Source organism: Dactylosporangium aurantiacum, assembly GCF_000716715.1.
Taxonomy (GTDB): Bacteria; Actinomycetota; Actinomycetes; order Mycobacteriales; family Micromonosporaceae; genus Dactylosporangium; species Dactylosporangium aurantiacum.
Genome location: NZ_JNYJ01000060.1, coordinates 41,140 through 58,389, shown reverse-complemented (window position 1 = coordinate 58,389; position 17,250 = coordinate 41,140). Strand labels below are relative to the sequence as shown.

Sequence of the window (17,250 nt, the reverse complement as noted above, 5' to 3'; positions counted from 1 at the left end):
AGGGAGGACCCCGGCGTGATCCTGCTGTTGTCGACGTCCGACACCGACCTGCTCAGCGCGCGCACCAGCGGCGCGGTGTTCCGGCTGGCCAACCCGTCGCGGACCGCCGTGGCGGACCTGCCGGCCCTGGCCGAGGGCGCCGACCTGGTCGTGGTGCGGTTCCTGGGCGGCTACCGGGACTGGCAGGAGGGCTTCGACGCGCTGCTGCGGCTGCCGCTGCCCGTGGTCCTGCTCGGCGGCGAGCAGCTGCCCGACGCCGAGCTGATGCGCCACTCCACGGTGCCCGCCGGGGTCGCCGCCGAGGCGCACGCGTACTTCGCCGAGGGTGGCCCGGCCAACCTCGCCGAGCTGCACAAGTTCCTGTCCGACACGGTCCTGCTCACCGGGCACGGGTTCGCCCCGCCGGCGCGGACCCCGGCGTGGGGGCCGCTGGAGCGGGCGACGACCGCGCAGGGCCCGACCGTCGGCGTCATCTACTACCGGGCCCACCATCTGGCCGGCAACACCGCGTTCGTGGAGACGCTCTGCGACGCGATCGAGGACGCCGGCGGCCGGGCGCTGCCCGTGTTCGCCTCGTCGCTGCGCACCGCCCCGCCGGAGCTGCTGGAGACGCTGCGGCAGGCCGACGCGCTGGTCGTCACGGTCCTGGCCGCGGGCGGCACCCGGCCCGCCGACGCGCAGGCCGGGGGCGAGGACGAGGCGTGGGACGTGGGCGCCCTCGCGGCGCTGGACGTGCCGATCCTGCAGGGGCTGTGCCTGACCAGCGCCCGGGACACCTGGGACGCCAACGACGACGGCCTGTCGCCGCTCGACACGGCCACCCAGGTCGCGATCCCCGAGTTCGACGGCCGGATCATCACCGTGCCGTTCTCGTTCAAGGAGGTCGACGCCGACGGGCTCACCGTCTACGTCGCCGACCGGGAGCGGGCCGGCCGGGTCGCCGGGATCGCCGTCGGGCACGCCCGGCTGCGGCACCTGCCGGCGGCGCAGCGCAAGGTCGTGCTGATGCTCAGCGCGTACCCGACGAAGCACGCGAGGATCGGCAACGCCGTGGGGCTCGACACGCCCGCCAGCGTGGTCCGGCTGCTGGAGGCCATGCGCGAGCAGGGGTACGTTGGCGCCGACGGTTTCCCGAAGGACGGCGACGCGCTGATGCACACGCTCATCGCCGCCGGCGGGCAGGACGTCAACTGGCTCACCGAGGACCAGCTGCGGGGCAACCCGATCAGGATCTCCGCGGCGAAGTACCGGACCTGGTTCCAGACGCTGCCGGAGGACCTGCGCGAGGCGATGGAGCGGCACTGGGGCCCCGCGCCCGGTTCGCTGTTCGTCGACACCTCGCGGGATCCCGACGGCGAGATCGTGCTCGCCGCGCTGCGCGAGGGCAACGTCGTGGTGATGGTGCAGCCGCCGCGCGGCTTCGGGGAGAACCCGGTCGCCATCTACCACGACCCGGACCTGCCGCCCAGCCACCACTACCTGGCCGCGTACCGGTGGCTGGCCGACGAGTTCGGCGCGCACGCGGTCGTGCACGTCGGCAAGCACGGCAACCTCGAGTGGCTGCCCGGCAAGACCGTCGGGCTGTCGGCCTCGTGCGGCGCCGACGCGGCCCTGGGCAACCTGCCGCTGATCTACCCGTTCCTGGTCAACGACCCGGGCGAGGGCACCCAGGCCAAGCGCCGGGCGCACGCCACCCTGGTCGACCACCTGATCCCGCCGATGGCGCGGGCCGAGTCGTACGGTGACATCGCCCGCCTCGAGCAGCTGCTCGACGAGCACGCGACGATCGCCGCCCTGGACCCCGCGAAGCTGCCCGCCGTCCGGGCCCAGATCTGGACGCTGATCCAGGCCGCCCGCCTCGACCACGACCTGGGCCTGGCCGACCGGCCGGGCGACGACGGGTTCGACGACTTCCTGCTGCACGTCGACGGCTGGCTGTGCGAGGTCAAGGACGTGCAGATCCGCGACGGGCTGCACGTGCTGGGCGTCGCCCCCGCCGGCGAGGCGCGGGTCGACCTGGTGCTGGCGATGCTGCGGGCCCGGCAGATGTGGGGCGGCCAGGTCGCCGCGCTGCCCGGCCTGCGCGAGGCGCTCGGCCTCGCCGAGGGCGACTCGGGCCGGATCAGCGTCGACGAGGCCGAGGCACAGGCCAGGGCGCTCGTGGCGGAGATGGAGTCGCGTGGCTGGCCCACCTCCGACATCTCCGATATTTCGGAGAACTCGGATGTGGTGCGGGTGCTGGAGTTCGCCGCCCGGGAGATCGTGCCCCGGCTTTCCCGGACCACCGACGAGCTGGCGATGGTGCTGCACGCCCTCGACGGCGGGTATGTCCCGGCCGGACCGAGCGGCTCGCCGCTGCGCGGCCTCATCAACGTCCTGCCGACCGGCCGCAACTTCTACTCCGTCGACCCGAAGGCGATCCCGAGCCGCCTCGCGTGGGAGACCGGCCAGGCGATGGCCGACTCGTTGCTCGCCCGGTACCGCGCCGAGCACGGCTCCTGGCCGTCCTCCGTCGGGCTGTCGATGTGGGGCACCAGCGCCATGCGGACCGCCGGCGACGACATCGCGGAGGCCCTGGCGCTGCTCGGGGTCCGCCCCAACTGGGACGACGCGTCGCGCCGGGTGGTCAGCCTCTCCCCCGTCGACCTCGCCGAGCTCGGCCGCCCCCGCATCGACGTCACCATGCGGATCAGCGGCTTCTTCCGCGACGCGTTCCCGCACGTGGTCGCCCTGCTCGACGACGCCGTCCAGCTCGTCGCGGACCTGCCCGAGTCGCCGTCGGACAACTACGTGCGCGCGCACGTCACCGCCGACCTCGACAGCCACGGCGACCGCCGCCGCGCCACCCTGCGCGTCTTCGGCTCCAAACCGGGCGCGTACGGCGCCGGCATCCTGCCCCTCATCGACAGCCGCAACTGGCGCGACGACGCCGACCTCGCCGAGGTGTACGCCGTGTGGGGCGGCTACGCGTACGGCCGGGACCTGGACGGCCTGCCCGCCCGCGGCGACATGGAGGGCGCCTACCGGCGCATCAGCGTCGCGGTCAAGAACACCGACACCCGCGAGCACGACATCGCCGACTCCGACGACTACTTCCAGTACCACGGCGGCATGATCGCCACCGTGCGCGCCCTGACCGGCCGCGCGCCCGCCGCCTACGTCGGCGACAGCACCAACCCCGACGCGGTGCGCACCCGCACCCTCAGCGAGGAGACCGCGCGCGTCTTCCGCGCCCGGGTCGTCAACCCCCGCTGGCTCGCCGCGATGCGCCGCCACGGCTACAAGGGCGCCTTCGAGCTCGCCGCCACCGTCGACTACCTGTTCGGCTTCGACGCGACCGCCGGGGTGGTCGCCGACTGGATGTACGAGAAGCTCGCCGAGTCCTACGTGTTCGACCCGGAGAACCGCAAGTTCCTCGACGAGTCCAACCCGTGGGCGCTGCACGGCATCGCCGAGCGCCTCCTGGAGGCCGCCGACCGCAAGCTGTGGGAGCACCCGGAGCAGGCCACGCTCGACGCCCTCCGCCAGGTGTACCTCGAGACCGAAGGCGACCTCGAGGACGGCCACCAGACGGGCGGGTCCTGACCGACCTCGGGATGCGACGGGCGTGAAGCTCCACCCGAACGAGCCGGCCCGTCGCGGTCGTGCGCCTCGATTCGGTCGACGCCTGGCGCCCCCGCGTCCGCTCCGTTGCGGTCGAGTGCTCAGGGTGCCAGCAGCGCTGTAACCAACTGCCGCTCGGCCGCCGGGAGCGCGAACGGACTGGACGGATCGCGCGGCGAGTGGTCCATGTCGGGCACACCCGACACCCACGACACGTGTCCCCAGAACACGACCTCGTCGGAGACAGCCGGCGCAGCCAGCTCCGCGGTGCCGCCTGTGGCGCCAAGCGTCCGCGTCGCCTCCGACAGCGCCGACACCGCGTCGGGCGTGTCGGCCACCTCGTCACCGAACGCGGGTGCGAGCGGGAGCGAGGTCTGCGCTCGCCGGACCGGGCCGGGCCGCCGGCCGGCGACGACGACCAGTTCCGGCCAGGACAGCCCGGGGGCGCGCTGGTGCCCCTCCAAGTTCGGCGCCGTCGCGAAGCTCGACCCGGAACCCCGGCCACGCCGAAGAGGCGTGAAGGTCCGGGAACGTGTCCGCATAACCGGGAAGGATCATCGAAGCACGGTAGCCGAGGAGCCACGGTCACAGGTGACGCGTCCCTCCGAGAGGTACCGCGCCGATCGTCCCGGCCGGGTGGACCGTAACGGTTCCTTAAGTGCTCCTGATGTTTCCAGTTTTTTGTTGACTCAAAAAAAGGGAAGTGCATAGCCTGCGCTCTATCTGGAAGAGGTGCTAACAGATGGCCCTCTTGCTCCCGAAAGGCCTGCACTCATGCGCAGCCCCCGCCTCGTACTTCTCGCCGCCGCCGCAGTGGCGGCGCTCGGCACGGTGACCGTGGTGGCGATGAACACCGCCGCCGCGGCGACGACCGGCCCGATCACCGGCATCGCCGGCAAGTGCATCGACGTGGCCGGCGCGGCCACGGCCAACGGCACGAAGATCCAGCTCTACACGTGCAACGGGACCGCGGCCCAGCGGATCACGTTCGGCGACGACGGCACGCTGCGCGTGCTGGGCAAGTGCCTGGACGTGGCCGCGGCCGGGACCGCCAACGGCACCAAGGTCCAGCTGTGGGACTGCAACGGCACCGTCGCCCAGCGGTGGACGTACAGCGCGGCGAAGGACCTCACCAACCCGAACGCCGGCAAGTGTCTCGACGCGACCGGCCAGAGCTCCGCCGACGGCACCCAGCTGCAGATCTGGACGTGCGGCGGCACCGCCAACCAGAAGTGGACGATCGGCGGCGGCACCACGACCCCGACGTCCAACCCGCCCACATCGAACCCGCCGGTGTCGAACCCGGCCATGGGCGCCGCGCCGTACGCGTACCTCGGCTGGGGCAACCTGCCCGACCCGCGCACGATCATGGCGGCCACCGGGGTCAAGTGGTTCACGATGGCGTTCATCCTGTCCAACGGCGCGTGCGAGCCGCTGTGGGACGGGTACCGGCCGCTGACCGGTGGCCAGGACCAGACCGTCATCAACAACATCCGCGGCGCCGGCGGCAACGTCGCGGTCTCCTTCGGCGGCGCGTCCGGGCCGTGGCTGGAGCAGACGTGCAGCAGCGCCTCGACGCTCGCGGCCGCGTACCAGAAGGTCATCAACGCGTACGGCCTCAAGGCGATCGACATCGACATCGAGGGCAGCGTCTACAACAACGCGACGCTGCAGCAGCGGACCATCGACGCGCTGAAGACCGTCAAGGCCAACAACCCGGGCGTGGCCGTCTACGTCACGTTCCCCAGCGACCGCAACGGCCCCGACGCCACGATGATCAACCGGGCGGCCGCGTCAGGGCTGACCGTCGACGCGTGGACCATCATGCCGTTCGACTTCGGCGCCGCCGGCCAGAACATGGGCGCGCTCACCGTCCAGGCCGCCGAGGGGCTGAAGAACACGATCAAGAACGGCTACGGGTACACCGACGACCAGGCGTACCGGCACGCCGGCATCTCCTCGATGAACGGCATCACCGACGTCGGCGAGACGGTCACCGTGGCGGACTTCCGCACCATGCTCGCCTACGCCCAGCAGCACCACCTCGCCCGCTTCACGTTCTGGTCGGCCAACCGCGACCGCCCGTGCAACGGCGGCGGCACCGGTGACGACACCTGTAGCGGCGTCTCCCAGAACGCGTGGGACTTCACCAGGATCATCGCCCAGTACCAGGGCTGACCCGGCACCTGGGCGGACCAGCGGGGTGCCCCGGCGTGCGGACGGCCGGGGCACCCATGCCCGCTTCCTGTCGTGCTTCGGACGTATCCATCCGGCCGGAGGCATGTTCACCAGCGAAGATCCGCGCCCGCGGATGCCGGTACCGTAGCCGGCGGTTGCGAACATGTGCCGCATGAAGGCATTGGCAGGTGGGTGGACCCTCACGGGCGTCGGCGTGCTCCTCGGCGTCGGCAGCAGCCTGGCGCTCGCGGCCGCCGGTCCGGACCTCATCGACCCGGCACGCTCGTGCAGGTACCGCTTCGACGAGGCGCACGAGTTCAAGGCCCGCGTCCAGCACTTCCCGCCCCGCGTGACCTGCGTGCGCGACGACGGCCAGACCGTCGAGTACCTGTCGTCGGGCACCACCCTCGTCGGCACCGTCCTGCTCGCCGCGGCCGTGCTGCTCCTGCTGGCCGGCCTCGTGCTGCTGGCCGTGCCCTGGCTGCGCGGCGACACCGCCACCGGGCCGCGCCCGGCCGGCTCCCGGCGGATGCACCTGTGGCTCTCCCTGCTGCTCGGCATCACCGTCACCGTCGCCGTGTCCGCGGTCGGGATCCTGGTGTACGTGTTCCTGGGCCTATTGACGGCCATGTTCTCTGTGGTGCCGGCCCTGCTCGGCGCCACCGTGCTCGCCGCGCTCTTCGACCGGGTCGCCGGCCCGGGCACCCCCGGCCATCGGCGCCGCGGGCTCGCGGTGGCGGTCGGCGGCGGCCTCATCGGGTACGCGGTGCTGGAGGTGGGACTGCTCACCGACGTACTGCCGCTCGGCGACTGGGGCCTGCTGGCCGTCCCGCTCTCGGCCGTGCCGTGCGCCGCCATCGTCGCGGTCCAGCACGCGCTCGCCCCGAAGCCCGCGCCGCCGGTGCCGGTCGGGTGACGCCCCGTCGGGTCAGGTGCCGGCGGCGAGGCGCAGGATGGTGTCGGCGGCGCGGTCGATGTCGGCCTCGTCGGTGGTGAAGTTGCTGACGGAGAAGCGCATGGCCGGGGCGCCGCGCCAGAGGGTGCCGCTCACCCAGCAGGTGCCTTCGGCCTGGACGCGGCGGACCAGGTCGGGGGTGGCCGGGCCGAAGCCGACCAGGACCTGGTTGAGCACGACGTCGTTGAGGACGCGGCCGCTCATCCGCCGGGCGAAGCGCGCGGCGAGGTCGCAGCCGCGGTCGATGAGGGACTCGACGCCGGTGCGGCCGAGGGCGCGCAGCGCGGCGTACACGGCGAAACCTCTGGCGCGGCGGGAGAACTCGGGGTTGTAGTCCAGCGCGTCGCGCTCGTCGCCGCCGGCGTGGACCAGGTAGGCGGCGCGCACGCCCATGGCCGCCCGGTGCGCCGCGGGGTGCGCGCAGAAGACGAGTCCGGAGTCGTACGGGACGTTGAGCCACTTGTGCGCGTCCGTCGTCCACGAGTCGGCGCGGTCGACGCCGGTGACGAGGTGCCGCAGGCGTGCGCTGGTCGCGGCCCACAGCCCGAAGGCGCCGTCGACGTGGACCCACGCGCCGGCGGCGTGCGCGACGTCGCAGATCTCGCCGATCGGGTCGAACGCGCCGGTGTTGACGTTGCCCAGCTGGGCGCAGACGATCGCCGGCCCGTCCAGCCCGGCGAGGGCGGCGCGCAGCCCGGCGGTCGTCATCCGGCCCTGGTCGTCGACGTCCACCGGTACGAGGGCCGCCGTGCCGATGCCGAGGAACCGCAGCGCGCGGTCGATCGTCGAGTGCCGGTCCGCGCCGGCGAGCACCGCGATCCGCGGCGCGCCGTGCAGGCCGTCCGTCTCCACGTCCCAGCCGGCCCGGCGCAGCACCTCGTGCCGCGCCGCCGCGAGCGCCGTCACGTGGCTCATCTGCGCCCCGGTGACGAACCCGGCCGACGCCTGCGCCGGCAGCCCGAACAGGTCCCGCAGCCACCCGCCGGCGACGTCCTCGACCACTGCGGCGGCGGGCCCGGCGGCGTACAGGCCGGCGTTCTGGTCCCAGGTCGCGGTCAGCCAGTCCGCCGCGAGCGCCGCCGGCGTCGCCCCGCCGATGACGAACCCGAAGAACCGCCCGCTCGGCGACGCGACGATCCCCGGGTCGGCCGCCTCGGCCAGCCGGGCGACGACCTCCCGCGCGTCGCTGCCCGCGTCCGGCAGCGGCCCGCCGAGCGCCGCCCGCAGCTCCTCCAGAGTGGCGCGGCTGCCGACCTCGCGCTCCGGAAGGCCGGTCAGGAAGCGGGTCGCCTGTTCGTACGCCTCGGTGAGCGGTCCATGCCAGTCCGGTCGGTCCATGCTCACATGATGTCGGGTCGCCGCTTTCGTCCGGACCGCAACTGTCGACAACCCGCCCGATCCGTCGCCCACCCCGCCGCTTCGGGCAGCCGCGCCGAAGCACCACAGTGACTACCGCCACGTCGGTTGTCGGGTGGCATACATCCGGGATTCAACGGCGGGGCGGCGCGCATACGTTCTTGTGCGTCAAGGGCGAACCCCCAATCGCACCACCACATAAAGGAATCGAATCCCCATGAAGCGTCTGCTGATCGCGACCGCCGTTGCCGGTGCCACCCTGCTGCTGACCGCCGCCTGCGGTGGCGACGACAAGAAGACCGACGACAAGGCCGTTCCCGCCGCGGCGACGTCCGCGCCCGCCAGCGCCGCGCCCGCCGAAAGCGCGCAGCCGTCCGGGAGCGCGAAGCCCTCGGGCAGCGCCGCCGCCGGCAAGGGTGTGCAGTTCGAGAAGATCGCGCAGCTGACCGGCGACCTGTTCACCAAGGACGAGATGTGCCCGGTCGGCAAGTGGGACAGCAACTCCACCGGCGTGCCGTCGAAGTACCGCTCGGCGGTGGCGAATTTCAAGCAGTTCGACTGCTACAAGAAGAAGGGCGACTTCATGCCGTCGCGCGGCCAGCAGGCCATCTTCGTGGAGTTCAAGGCGGCGAACGCGGCGAAGGCGTACGCGCAGGAGGAGGCGAAGATGTACCCGGTCCTCCTCGCCGGCAACACGGTCGTGGTGGCCGGCACCGGGCTGCCGAACACCGACATGAAGGCCTACCTGCAGGCCGTGCAGGAGACCGCGGGCGGCGCCGGCGAGATCCTGGCGAAGGCGTAAATCGGCAGCTCAATCCCTTAATTCGGGTCGCGTATTGACTTGCGCACCGGGGCGGGAATAGCCTCCGATGGATCTGTAAGGCAACTTCACAGATCTGGTCCTCCGTCGTCACCCACCGACGCGGCGGAGGACGGCTCCCGCCCGCCCCGGACCCACCCCCCGAAAGGGGTCCTGCGCGGGCGCCCCGCCCAGAAGGGACCCCCGTGAAGCCCATCTCCAGACGCCGCATCGGGCTGGCGATCACCGCGACCGTGCTCGTGGTCGCCGGCACCGGCGTGATCGCCATGACCTCCGCCTCGGCCGCCACCACCGGCCAGATCACCGGCTACGGCGGCAAGTGCGTCGACGTCGCCGCGGCCGGCACCGCCAACGGCACCCAGGTGCAGCTGTACACCTGCAACGGCACGGCCGCGCAGCAGTGGACCGTCGGCGACGACGGCACGATCCGCGCGCTCGGCAAGTGCCTCGACGTCAACGCCGCCAGCACCGCGAACGGCACGAAGATCCAGATCTGGGACTGCAACGGCACGAGCGCCCAGCAGTGGTCGAAGCAGAGCGACGGCACGCTGCGCTCGCTCGGCAAGTGCCTCGACGCGACCGGACCGAGCTCCGCCGACGGCACCAAGCTGCAGCTGTGGGACTGTTTCGCGAGCGCCAACCAGCAGTGGACGCTCCCGGGAGGCACCACGAACCCGCCGACCAGCACCCCGCCGAACAACCCGAACAATCCGGACCTGGGTCCGAACGTGTCGGTGTTCGATCCGTCGATGTCGCAGCAGAACTTCTGGCGGTCGGCGGAGAACCTGTCGGTGACGCCGACCGGTGGCCTGGACCGGTGGGCGGTGTCCCAGGCCGCCCCGTACCGGCGGATGCACGTGCGGGGCAACCTCGCGCTGTCCGACGGTGGCTGGTCGTCCGGCGGCTGGATCTCCGACAGCAAGATCGACGGGCAGATCCAGTCCGGCAGCCAGCAGCAGTGGATCACCCGCAACAGCCAGATCGGCTCGTGGTCCGGCTCCAACTGGAACCAGGTCTTCGTCGGTGTCCAGGGCGCCCCGGCCAACAGCTTCCCCAGCCCGCCGTACACCACGGTCGGCACGACACCCGTGGTGCGGGAGAAGCCGTTCCTGTACGTGGACAGCGCCGGCGCCTACCAGGTGTTCGTGCCGTCGCTGCGCAGCAACTCGTCCGGTAACAGCTGGTCGACCGGCACGACGGCGGGGTCGAGCCTGCCGATCAGCCAGTTCTACATCGTGAAGGCCGGCGCGACCGCCGCCAGCATCACCGCGATGACGGTCGCCGACGTGGACGGGGTCAAGGTCGCCGGCATCCTGTTCGACGCCGGCACCACCAACTCGCAGGTGCTCATGGAGGTCGGCCCGAGCGGCTCCGCCGCCGACCACTCCGCCAACCCGACGTCGCTGCACGACGTGTTCTTCCGCATCGGCGGCTCGATCGCCGGCAAGGCCACCGTGTCGCTGCGGGTGAACAGCAACCACGTCATCGGCGACCACATGTGGATCTGGCGGGCCGACCACGGTAACGGCGGCACCGTCGGCTGGAACACCAACACCGCCGCGAACGGCCTCAGCTACTGCTACTTCTCCACCAACCCCAGCGTCGTGCTCGGCCACTCCTTCGAGGTCCCCGTCACCACCAACGTCAAGTTCCACAACATGGTCACCGTCTCCCTCGGCGGGACGGGCACCATCGCGCACGTCATCAACGACACGGGGGCCGCGGTCAACAGCGGCCACCAGGTGACGAACCTGGTCAGCGGCCCGTAGCGCGTCGTGTGGGCGGGCCGGTGGACCACGTCGCCGGCCCGCCCGCCGGTCATGGCATCGTCTGCTGCATGCGGACAGTGCTCATCCTCGGCGGCACCGGCGAGGCCCGGCGGCTCGCCGAGGCGTTGGCCGGCACCGGGTTCCGCGTGATCAGCTCGCTCGCCGGGCGGGTCGCGGACCCGGTGCTGCCGCCCGGCGAGGTCCGCGTCGGCGGGTTCGGCGGCCCCGCGGGGCTGGCCGGCTACGTCCGGGCGACCCGGGTCGACGTGGTCGTCGACGCGACCCACCCGTTCGCCGCGAGGATCAGTGCGTCAGCGGCGGCGGCAGGTGTACCGCTGCTGCTCCTGCGCCGGCCGGGCTGGACCGCCGGCCCGGGCGACGTGTGGCACCGGGTGCCGACGCTGGACGCCGCCGCGGCGTTCATCGCGCGGTCCCCGTTCGAGCGGGTGTTCCTCACCACCGGGCGGCAGGGCCTGGCCGCGTTCGCGGACCTGGCGGCCCGCTGGTTCCTGGTGCGCAGCGTCGACCCGGTCGCCCCGCCGCACCCGCCGCGGCTGGAGTCGCTGCTGGATCGCGGGCCGTTCAGCGTCGACGGCGAGAGCGCGCTGCTGCGGTCGTACAGCATCCAACTTCTGGTGACGAAGGACAGCGGCGGCGACATGACCGCGGCGAAGCTCACCGCCGCGCGCCGGCTGGGCCTGCCGGTGCTCATGGTCGACCGGCCGCCGGTCACCCCGGGCGTGCCGGTCGTGGCGAGCGTCGAGGACGCCGTCACATTCCTGCGGACCGGCGACGGCGGCACGGGCGGCGGCTGACACGATCGCCGCATGCTGCCCGCCGATCTGCACACCCACACCGAGTTCTCCTGGGACACCGCCACCGGCGACATGGAAGGCTCCTGCGCGCGGGCCGTGGAGCTCGGGCTGCCGGCGATCGCGTTCACCGAGCACACCGACTTCGTCACGTGGCACGTCAACCCCGCGACCCTGCCCGACCGGATGCGCCGGCACATCACCGACGACGCGTGGCTCGCCCCGCCGCCGCTGGACGTCGACGGCTACCTCGAGGCGGTCGACCGCTGCCGGGCGAAGTTCCCGTCGCTGCGCATCATCACCGGCGTCGAGCTCGGCGAGCCGCACTGGTTCCCGGCGCAGGCCGGGTCGCTGCTGGCGGCCGCCCCGTTCGAGCGGGTCATCGGCTCCCTGCACTCCATCGCCGTGGCCGGCCGGCACCGCCTCGTGGAGGACGAGTTCGAGCTGCGCGGCATCCCCGCGGTGCTGCGCGAGTACTTCGCCGAGGCGATCCGCATGATCCTCGCCTGCGACACGTTCTGCGCCCTGACCCACCTCGACTATCCCGTCCGGTACCTGCCCGCCGGCGCCCCGTTCGCGATCACCGACTACGAGGAGGAGATCCGCGCCGTGCTGCGCGCCCTCGCCGGCACCGGCCGCGCGCTGGAGGTCAACACCCGCCGGGGCCCCGAGCCCGAGTTCGTGCGGTGGTGGCGGGAGGAGGGCGGCCGGGCCGTCTGCTTCGGCAGCGACGCGCACCGCCCCGACCTCGTCGCCACCCGCTTCGCCGAGGCCGCCGCGATGGTCGAGGCGGCCGGCTTCCGTCCGGGCCGCCACCCGTACGACCACTGGCTGATCTAAGGTCACCGGATGGGATGGAACACCTCGGCGCTGTTCGTCCACGGCGCCACCGCGGCCGAGGCCGTGGCGGTCCTGAGCGGCACGGCCCGGCCCGACGGCGCCCCGGTCACCGCCGACGAGGCGACCAGCGGGCTGCCGGACGGCGTGCTGTTCGCGGCCGAGGCCGGCGGTTGGGCGCAGGTGTGGGACCCGTCGCTGGAGCTCGTCACCGCCTGCGAGCCGCCGGGCGACGCGCTGACCGTCGTGTTCGCCAGCGTGAGCAGCAGCTACGCGTTCACGCTGTTCGCCGGCGGCGAGGTGGTGCGCGAGGTGGTCTACGCCGACGCCGAGGCGGTCGTCGACACCGGCGAGCCGCTGCCGGTGGAGTCGAGCGTCGACATCCCGTCGTGGGGCCCGGACGAGGACTTCCTGTGGGCGGTCATCGAGGCCGTGACCGGCACCGGGTATCCGGAGTCGACCCCGTTCCAGCCGTGGCGCCGCTGAGCCTGTTCACCGCGGCGCCTGTCCCGCCGGCGCGCTCACCCGACGGGAACCGGGACCTCCTGCCGCTCGGCCGGCGGCCGTGGCTGTGCCTAACCTGCACCTCGGCGCTACCGGTGGCCAGGATGGCCGCGGAGCCGGTGAGCAGGACGACGAGGGTCGCGCCGACCGCCACGAGGCACGCCACGAACGACACCCGCGCCTGCCCGAGCGCCGTCGCGCTGAACCGGTCCATGAGCCGGAAGTCGAACAGCAGCAGCTGCCCGAGCGGCCGGCTCACCACCCGCGCCCCGTTGACCCCCGCGGCGGGCGGCGCGTCGCCGACGAGCGGCTCACCCACGACCACGGCGAGCGCCTCGTACTCCCGTGCCGCTGCACCCACCGCGCGGCGTGCGCCCGGTCCATCGCCATGACCACCTTCGGCACGACCTAGGCGGCGAGCAGCGTGCACGCCGCCAGCAGCAGCGTCGGGCTCATCGCCGGGCTGCCGGCGGGCCGCTCGACCACCACGGCGACCGCCGCGAACAGCGCCGCGGCGCCGCCCAGCCCCAGGCCGAGGTACCAGGCGAGATGCGTCGCGTGCCGCCGGTGCCGCCGCAGCGCCTCGTGCAGCGTCGCCTTGTCGATCCCCCACGGCTCAACGCCCGCGTCGTCCACCGCCGCCGTCATGCCCCGACGCTAACCACCGACCCACCGTTGCGGGGCGTCGCACGGCGGATACGGAACACATGACGACGCCAGTCGATCCCCACCGGCCGCGTCGATCCCCGAACGATGCCGGCCACTGCCGGCCGGCGAGCCGACGGTCCGCCGGTCGACCCCGGTCCACCGGTACCGGTGGCAGCGGCGGAGCCGACCAGGCGGGCCTCGGGGGCCAGCGCGTGCCGCACCGCGACGATCACGGCGCAGGGCACGGCGGCGAGCGGGACGGCCAGCCGGAACCAGTCGCCCAGGGAAGCATGCCGCGCACCGCCGCCCACAGCACCGTGACCGCGACGGTGACGCCGAGCGGCAGGGGCCAGCCACAGGTGCATCCGGCGGACGCGGTGGCTCAGGCCGGAGCGCAACACCACACAGGCCGGGCTCGCACCCGCGCGCCGCCGGCCGGCGCACCGCCGCGCGCCGGGCCGTTACGGCCGGGAGGCGCGGCGCAGCAGCTCCGCCATCGGCAGGGTGGCGGCGCCGAAGGCGACCGCGTCCGGCCCGAGCTCGCACAGCTCGATCGACACCTGGCCGAACGGGTGCTCCAGGGCCTGTTCCCCCGCCGCCGCGCGGATCTGGGGCAGCAGCCGGGCGCCGAGGGCCAGGCCGGCCCAGCCGCCGAGCACGACCCGCTCGGGGTTGAACAGGTTGACCAGGTTGCCGATGCCGGCGCCGAGCATGCCGGCGGTCTCGGACAGGATGGCGTCGGCCTCGGGGGTGCCGGCGTCGATGAGGGCCGCGACGTCGGCGAGCTCGTCCGTGCCGCGCACGAGGTCGGGCTTGACCTGCCGGTAGCGGTCGAGGATGCCCTCGGCGCCGACATAGGCCTCCAGGCAGCCCCGGGCACCGCAGCGGCACTGGCGGCCGCCGTAGACGACGGTGGTGTGGCCCCACTCGCCGGCGCTGCTGCTGGCGCCGCGGTAGAGGGTGCCGTTGGTGATGACGGCGGCGCCGACACCGGAGCCGACGAGGACGATGACGGCGTTGGCGGCGCCGCGGCCCGCGCCGAACCACATCTCGGCCTGGCCGAGGGACTTCGCGCCGTTCTCCACGAACAGCGGGGCGGTCAGGCCGCCGTCGCGCAGCAGGCCGTCGAGGCTGATGCCGCGCCAGCCGATGGTGGGGGCGTGCACGCGCACGGGGTCGGACTGCTCGACCGTGCCGGGCACGCCGATGCCGATGCCGATGACGTCGGCGGGGTCGGTGCCGCCGAGGACCTCGCGGATGCCGGCGAGCAGCTGCCCCGCGACGGCCTCCGGGTCGGGCCGGGACGACGGCAGCGGCTCGTCGACCGTGGCCAGCCGGTGCATCGCCAGGTCGAACAGCTCGACCTTGACGCCGGTCTCGCCGACGTCGGCGCCGACCAGCCGACCGAAGTCGGGGTTGACCCGCAGCAGCACGCGCGGCCGGCCGCCGTCGGAGTCGATCTGCCCGGCCTCGATGATGAGGCCCTCCTGGAGCAGCTCACCGGTGACGCTGCTGGCGGTCGCGGCGCTCAGCCCGGTGATCCGGCTGAGGTCGTGGCGGCTCAGCGGACCGCGGAAGAACAGCTCGGACAGCAACGTCGACCGGTTGCGCCGGCGCATGTCACGGGTCGTGGCCCGCTCGACCTCGATGCGCACCACCGCCGCGAACCCCTCCCCCGACCACTGCCGCCTGTCGGTGAATCGTGTCATGTGAGCGCTCCCGAGTCGACACCGTGGGTGCTCAACGCCTCCTGGCACGCCTGGCGACCGCCGCGACCAGCATCAACGCGACCACGGTGAAGGCGCCGAGCAGCAGCGGGGCGCGCGGCACCGCCCTGGCCGGGGACGCCGGCGGCGCCGCCGCGAGCGGGCTGGCCGGTGCCGCGGCGCTGCTGGGCGGCGGTGGCGGCTTCAGGCCGCTGGGGTACCGCAGGATGACGGCCGGACCGTTCTGGTCGGAGACGGTCAGCAGGCTCGCCGCGTCGGCGGTGTAGGCGATCGCCTCCCCCTGCGGCTCGTCGGGCAGCGGCGTGACGGTCGCCTTGCCGGAGGTGATCGCCTTGGCGACGTCGCCGCCGGTGACCTCGAACTCGTACGCGTCGGCGTAGGTGCGCACCACGGCCCGGGTGCCGTCGGCGGACACGGCCCCGCCGGTGACCCAGGCGACGCCGAGGAAGCCCCACGGGTTGGACGTGCCGGTGCGCCGCGGCTCGAACACGCCGACCCTGGTGAGCTTCGCGCCGCTGGTGTTGTCGGTCGGCAGCGGCGTGTCGAGGCGGAACACCTCGCCGCTGGCGTCCTTGGTGACGATCACCGGGCGGCCCTGCCCGTCGATGAGCAGCGCCTCGGCGTCGCGGGGCAGCCCGTCGGGATACACCAGGCGATGGATCTTGAGGTTGGTCGAGCCGGCCGCCATCGTCCACAGCGCGACGGTGCTGCGGCGGTTGCCGGACCCGCCGGTCATGGGCCCGTTGTCGCCGATGTCGGCGACCCACACGGTGCCCTTGCGGTCGATCGCGAGGTCCTCGGGGTCGCGGGCGGTGCGCGGATACTGCACGCTGCCGGTCACCCGGCACGCCTTGTCGAGCGTGAACACTCGGGTCTTCGCCGGGTCGGGATTGCTGTCGTTCTCCACCAGATAGCCCGTCGGGGTGACCGCGAGCCCCGACACCTCGGTCACCGCGGGATCGGTGATGCGGCAGACCTCGACCGGCGCGCCGGACACCCGCGTCGGCGCGTGCGCCCGGGCCGGCACCACCCACGTCACCGGCGCGCTCAGCACCAGCAACGCCGCCGCCCCCGCCGCAACCCGCATGCCTGCGAGTCTCCCAGAATCGCGTCGGCGATGACCGGACATCCGGTTTGGGTGACCATGCGTCAACCGTTCGGTCACGGATTGCGTCCGACACGTTGGGGGAAATGCGCGGAGGTTACGGCCTCAATATGACACATTTCGGGCATGAAGACATGGGGGAACACGTACGGCGGCCGCATGAGGGTCATACGACCGGCAGTCCTGACGTTCGCGGCACTGGGGATGACGCTCGGCGGCGCCGGGCCGGCGGGCGCCCGGGCGCACGGTGCCGTCGCGGCACCAGAGCTGACCGCGGAGGTCGCCGCGCCGGTGATCGTGGCCCGGTACACGTTCGACGCGGCCAGCAACGGCGCCATCGTCGCCGACGACTCCGGCCACGGCCACACGCTCACCTCGTCGGCGGGGCACGGCGGCAAGGTCCGCCTCGCCGAGCGCCTGGCCGGCCGGGCGGCGGACTTCCCGGCCCGCTGCGCCGGCGCGAAGTGCCCGCACGCCGTGCTGCAGACACCCGACGCCCCGGAGCTCAACCCGGGCACCGGCCCGATCCGGTACGGCGCGACCGTCCGGCTGACGAAGAAGGACACCGGCTCCGGCCAGAACATCGTGCAGAAGGGGTACTCGGCGTCCGGCACGCAGTACAAGCTGCAGATCGACGGCGCGGCGGGCCACCCGAGCTGCGTGTTCGCCGACGCGGCGGTGCACGCGATCCACGTGGCGATGTCGGACGTGTCGGTCTCCGACGGCGCCTGGCACCGCCTGGAGTGCCGCCGGTCCGGCACCTCGCTGACCATGCTGGTCGACGACGCCGTCCACGGCTCGGCCGTGCTGCCCGCGGAGCTGTCGGTCGTCAACACCGTGCCGCTGAGCATCGGCGGCAAGGGCAACGGCAAGGACAACGACCAGTTCCACGGCACCCTCGACGACGTCTGGATCGCCCGCGGCTGACCGCGGCTG

The 17,250-nt window shown here is 73.1% G+C and carries 15 protein-coding genes; 9 read left to right on the top strand and 6 right to left on the bottom strand.

Going from position 1 to position 17,250, the window contains the following annotated elements; all coding sequences use genetic code 11:
- Nucleotides 1-15 precede the first annotated feature (15 nt).
- On the top strand, nucleotides 16-3,585 hold the full coding sequence (gene cobN, locus OP18_RS44325; RefSeq protein ID WP_033365398.1) for a cobaltochelatase subunit CobN: 3,570 nt from the start codon (nucleotides 16-18) through the stop codon (nucleotides 3,583-3,585).
- Between the two features lie 119 nt (nucleotides 3,586-3,704).
- Here the strand turns inward: cobN and OP18_RS58210 are convergent, their stop codons facing one another.
- Entirely contained in the window at nucleotides 3,705-3,941 is a 237-nt protein-coding gene (locus OP18_RS58210; RefSeq protein ID WP_156090218.1) for a hypothetical protein, read from the bottom strand.
- Between the two features lie 436 nt (nucleotides 3,942-4,377).
- Here OP18_RS58210 and OP18_RS44315 point away from each other — a divergent pair, with 436 nt between their 5' ends.
- Both OP18_RS44315 and OP18_RS44310 read left to right on the top strand, forming a co-directional pair.
- Nucleotides 4,378-5,781, top strand: coding sequence for a chitinase (locus tag OP18_RS44315; RefSeq protein WP_081971633.1), 1,404 nt, complete (start codon nucleotides 4,378-4,380; stop codon nucleotides 5,779-5,781).
- A 172-nt stretch (nucleotides 5,782-5,953) separates the two neighbouring features.
- Nucleotides 5,954-6,697: a hypothetical protein gene (locus OP18_RS44310; RefSeq protein ID WP_156090217.1), complete on the top strand. Its 744-nt coding sequence runs from the start codon at nucleotides 5,954-5,956 to the stop codon at nucleotides 6,695-6,697.
- Nucleotides 6,698-6,709: 12 nt separating this feature from the next.
- Here OP18_RS44310 and OP18_RS44305 read toward each other — a convergent pair whose 3' ends face one another.
- Nucleotides 6,710-8,074 carry a pyridoxal phosphate-dependent decarboxylase family protein gene (locus OP18_RS44305; RefSeq protein ID WP_033365390.1) on the bottom strand — a complete coding sequence of 455 codons (1,365 nt, stop codon included), beginning with the start codon at nucleotides 8,072-8,074 and terminating at the stop codon, nucleotides 6,710-6,712.
- A gap of 235 nt (nucleotides 8,075-8,309) precedes the next feature.
- Between OP18_RS44305 and OP18_RS44300 the strand changes: the two genes are divergently transcribed.
- From OP18_RS44300 to OP18_RS44280, 5 genes are all read left to right on the top strand, one after another.
- A complete protein-coding gene (locus tag OP18_RS44300; protein WP_033365388.1) occupies nucleotides 8,310-8,894 on the top strand; it encodes a hypothetical protein in 585 nt (194 codons plus the stop codon).
- A 203-nt stretch (nucleotides 8,895-9,097) separates the two neighbouring features.
- On the top strand, nucleotides 9,098-10,681 hold the full coding sequence (locus tag OP18_RS44295; RefSeq protein ID WP_052388258.1) for a ricin-type beta-trefoil lectin domain protein: 1,584 nt from the start codon (nucleotides 9,098-9,100) through the stop codon (nucleotides 10,679-10,681).
- 68 nt (nucleotides 10,682-10,749) lie between these two features.
- Nucleotides 10,750-11,496 (top strand): cobalt-precorrin-6A reductase, encoded by a 747-nt coding sequence (locus OP18_RS44290; RefSeq protein ID WP_033365435.1) that lies wholly within the window; start codon nucleotides 10,750-10,752, stop codon nucleotides 11,494-11,496.
- Between the two features lie 12 nt (nucleotides 11,497-11,508).
- Nucleotides 11,509-12,333, top strand: a complete 825-nt coding sequence (locus tag OP18_RS44285; protein WP_033365385.1) for a PHP domain-containing protein — start codon at nucleotides 11,509-11,511, stop codon at nucleotides 12,331-12,333.
- A gap of 9 nt (nucleotides 12,334-12,342) precedes the next feature.
- The gene (locus tag OP18_RS44280; RefSeq protein ID WP_033365383.1) at nucleotides 12,343-12,816 is read left to right on the top strand and encodes a hypothetical protein; all 474 of its coding nucleotides are present in this window, start codon (nucleotides 12,343-12,345) and stop codon (nucleotides 12,814-12,816) included.
- Here the strand turns inward: OP18_RS44280 and OP18_RS58205 are convergent.
- The 4 genes from OP18_RS58205 to OP18_RS44260 form a co-directional block, all read right to left on the bottom strand.
- Complete coding sequence (locus tag OP18_RS58205) at nucleotides 12,752-13,195, bottom strand: hypothetical protein (RefSeq protein WP_156090216.1); 444 nt, start codon at nucleotides 13,193-13,195, stop codon at nucleotides 12,752-12,754. The two genes, OP18_RS44280 and OP18_RS58205, sit on opposite strands and share 65 nt — an antisense overlap.
- 47 nt (nucleotides 13,196-13,242) lie before the next feature.
- Nucleotides 13,243-13,482 (bottom strand): hypothetical protein, encoded by a 240-nt coding sequence (locus tag OP18_RS44270; RefSeq protein WP_033365380.1) that lies wholly within the window; start codon nucleotides 13,480-13,482, stop codon nucleotides 13,243-13,245.
- A gap of 461 nt (nucleotides 13,483-13,943) precedes the next feature.
- Nucleotides 13,944-15,191, bottom strand: coding sequence for an ROK family protein (locus OP18_RS44265; RefSeq protein WP_081971632.1), 1,248 nt, complete (start codon nucleotides 15,189-15,191; stop codon nucleotides 13,944-13,946).
- A gap of 31 nt (nucleotides 15,192-15,222) precedes the next feature.
- Complete coding sequence (locus OP18_RS44260) at nucleotides 15,223-16,296, bottom strand: NHL repeat-containing protein (RefSeq protein WP_052388257.1); 1,074 nt, start codon at nucleotides 16,294-16,296, stop codon at nucleotides 15,223-15,225.
- Nucleotides 16,297-16,473: 177 nt separating this feature from the next.
- Between OP18_RS44260 and OP18_RS44255 the strand changes: the two genes are divergently transcribed.
- Nucleotides 16,474-17,241, top strand: coding sequence for a LamG domain-containing protein (locus OP18_RS44255; RefSeq protein WP_033365379.1), 768 nt, complete (start codon nucleotides 16,474-16,476; stop codon nucleotides 17,239-17,241).
- The last annotated feature ends 9 nt before the right edge of the window (nucleotides 17,242-17,250 follow it).

Coding starts and splice junctions, on each gene's coding strand:
- OP18_RS44290 (WP_033365435.1), top strand. CDS start 10,750: ATGCGGACAGTGCTCATCCTCGGCGGCACCGGCGAGGCCCGGCGGCTC.
- OP18_RS44310 (WP_156090217.1), top strand. CDS start 5,954: ATGAAGGCATTGGCAGGTGGGTGGACCCTCACGGGCGTCGGCGTGCTC.
- OP18_RS44260 (WP_052388257.1), bottom strand. CDS start 16,296: ATGCGGGTTGCGGCGGGGGCGGCGGCGTTGCTGGTGCTGAGCGCGCCG.
- OP18_RS44270 (WP_033365380.1), bottom strand. CDS start 13,482: ATGACGGCGGCGGTGGACGACGCGGGCGTTGAGCCGTGGGGGATCGAC.
- OP18_RS44305 (WP_033365390.1), bottom strand. CDS start 8,074: ATGGACCGACCGGACTGGCATGGACCGCTCACCGAGGCGTACGAACAG.
- OP18_RS44255 (WP_033365379.1), top strand. CDS start 16,474: ATGAGGGTCATACGACCGGCAGTCCTGACGTTCGCGGCACTGGGGATG.
- OP18_RS44285 (WP_033365385.1), top strand. CDS start 11,509: ATGCTGCCCGCCGATCTGCACACCCACACCGAGTTCTCCTGGGACACC.
- OP18_RS44265 (WP_081971632.1), bottom strand. CDS start 15,191: ATGACACGATTCACCGACAGGCGGCAGTGGTCGGGGGAGGGGTTCGCG.
- OP18_RS44280 (WP_033365383.1), top strand. CDS start 12,343: ATGGGATGGAACACCTCGGCGCTGTTCGTCCACGGCGCCACCGCGGCC.
- OP18_RS44300 (WP_033365388.1), top strand. CDS start 8,310: ATGAAGCGTCTGCTGATCGCGACCGCCGTTGCCGGTGCCACCCTGCTG.
- OP18_RS44315 (WP_081971633.1), top strand. CDS start 4,378: ATGCGCAGCCCCCGCCTCGTACTTCTCGCCGCCGCCGCAGTGGCGGCG.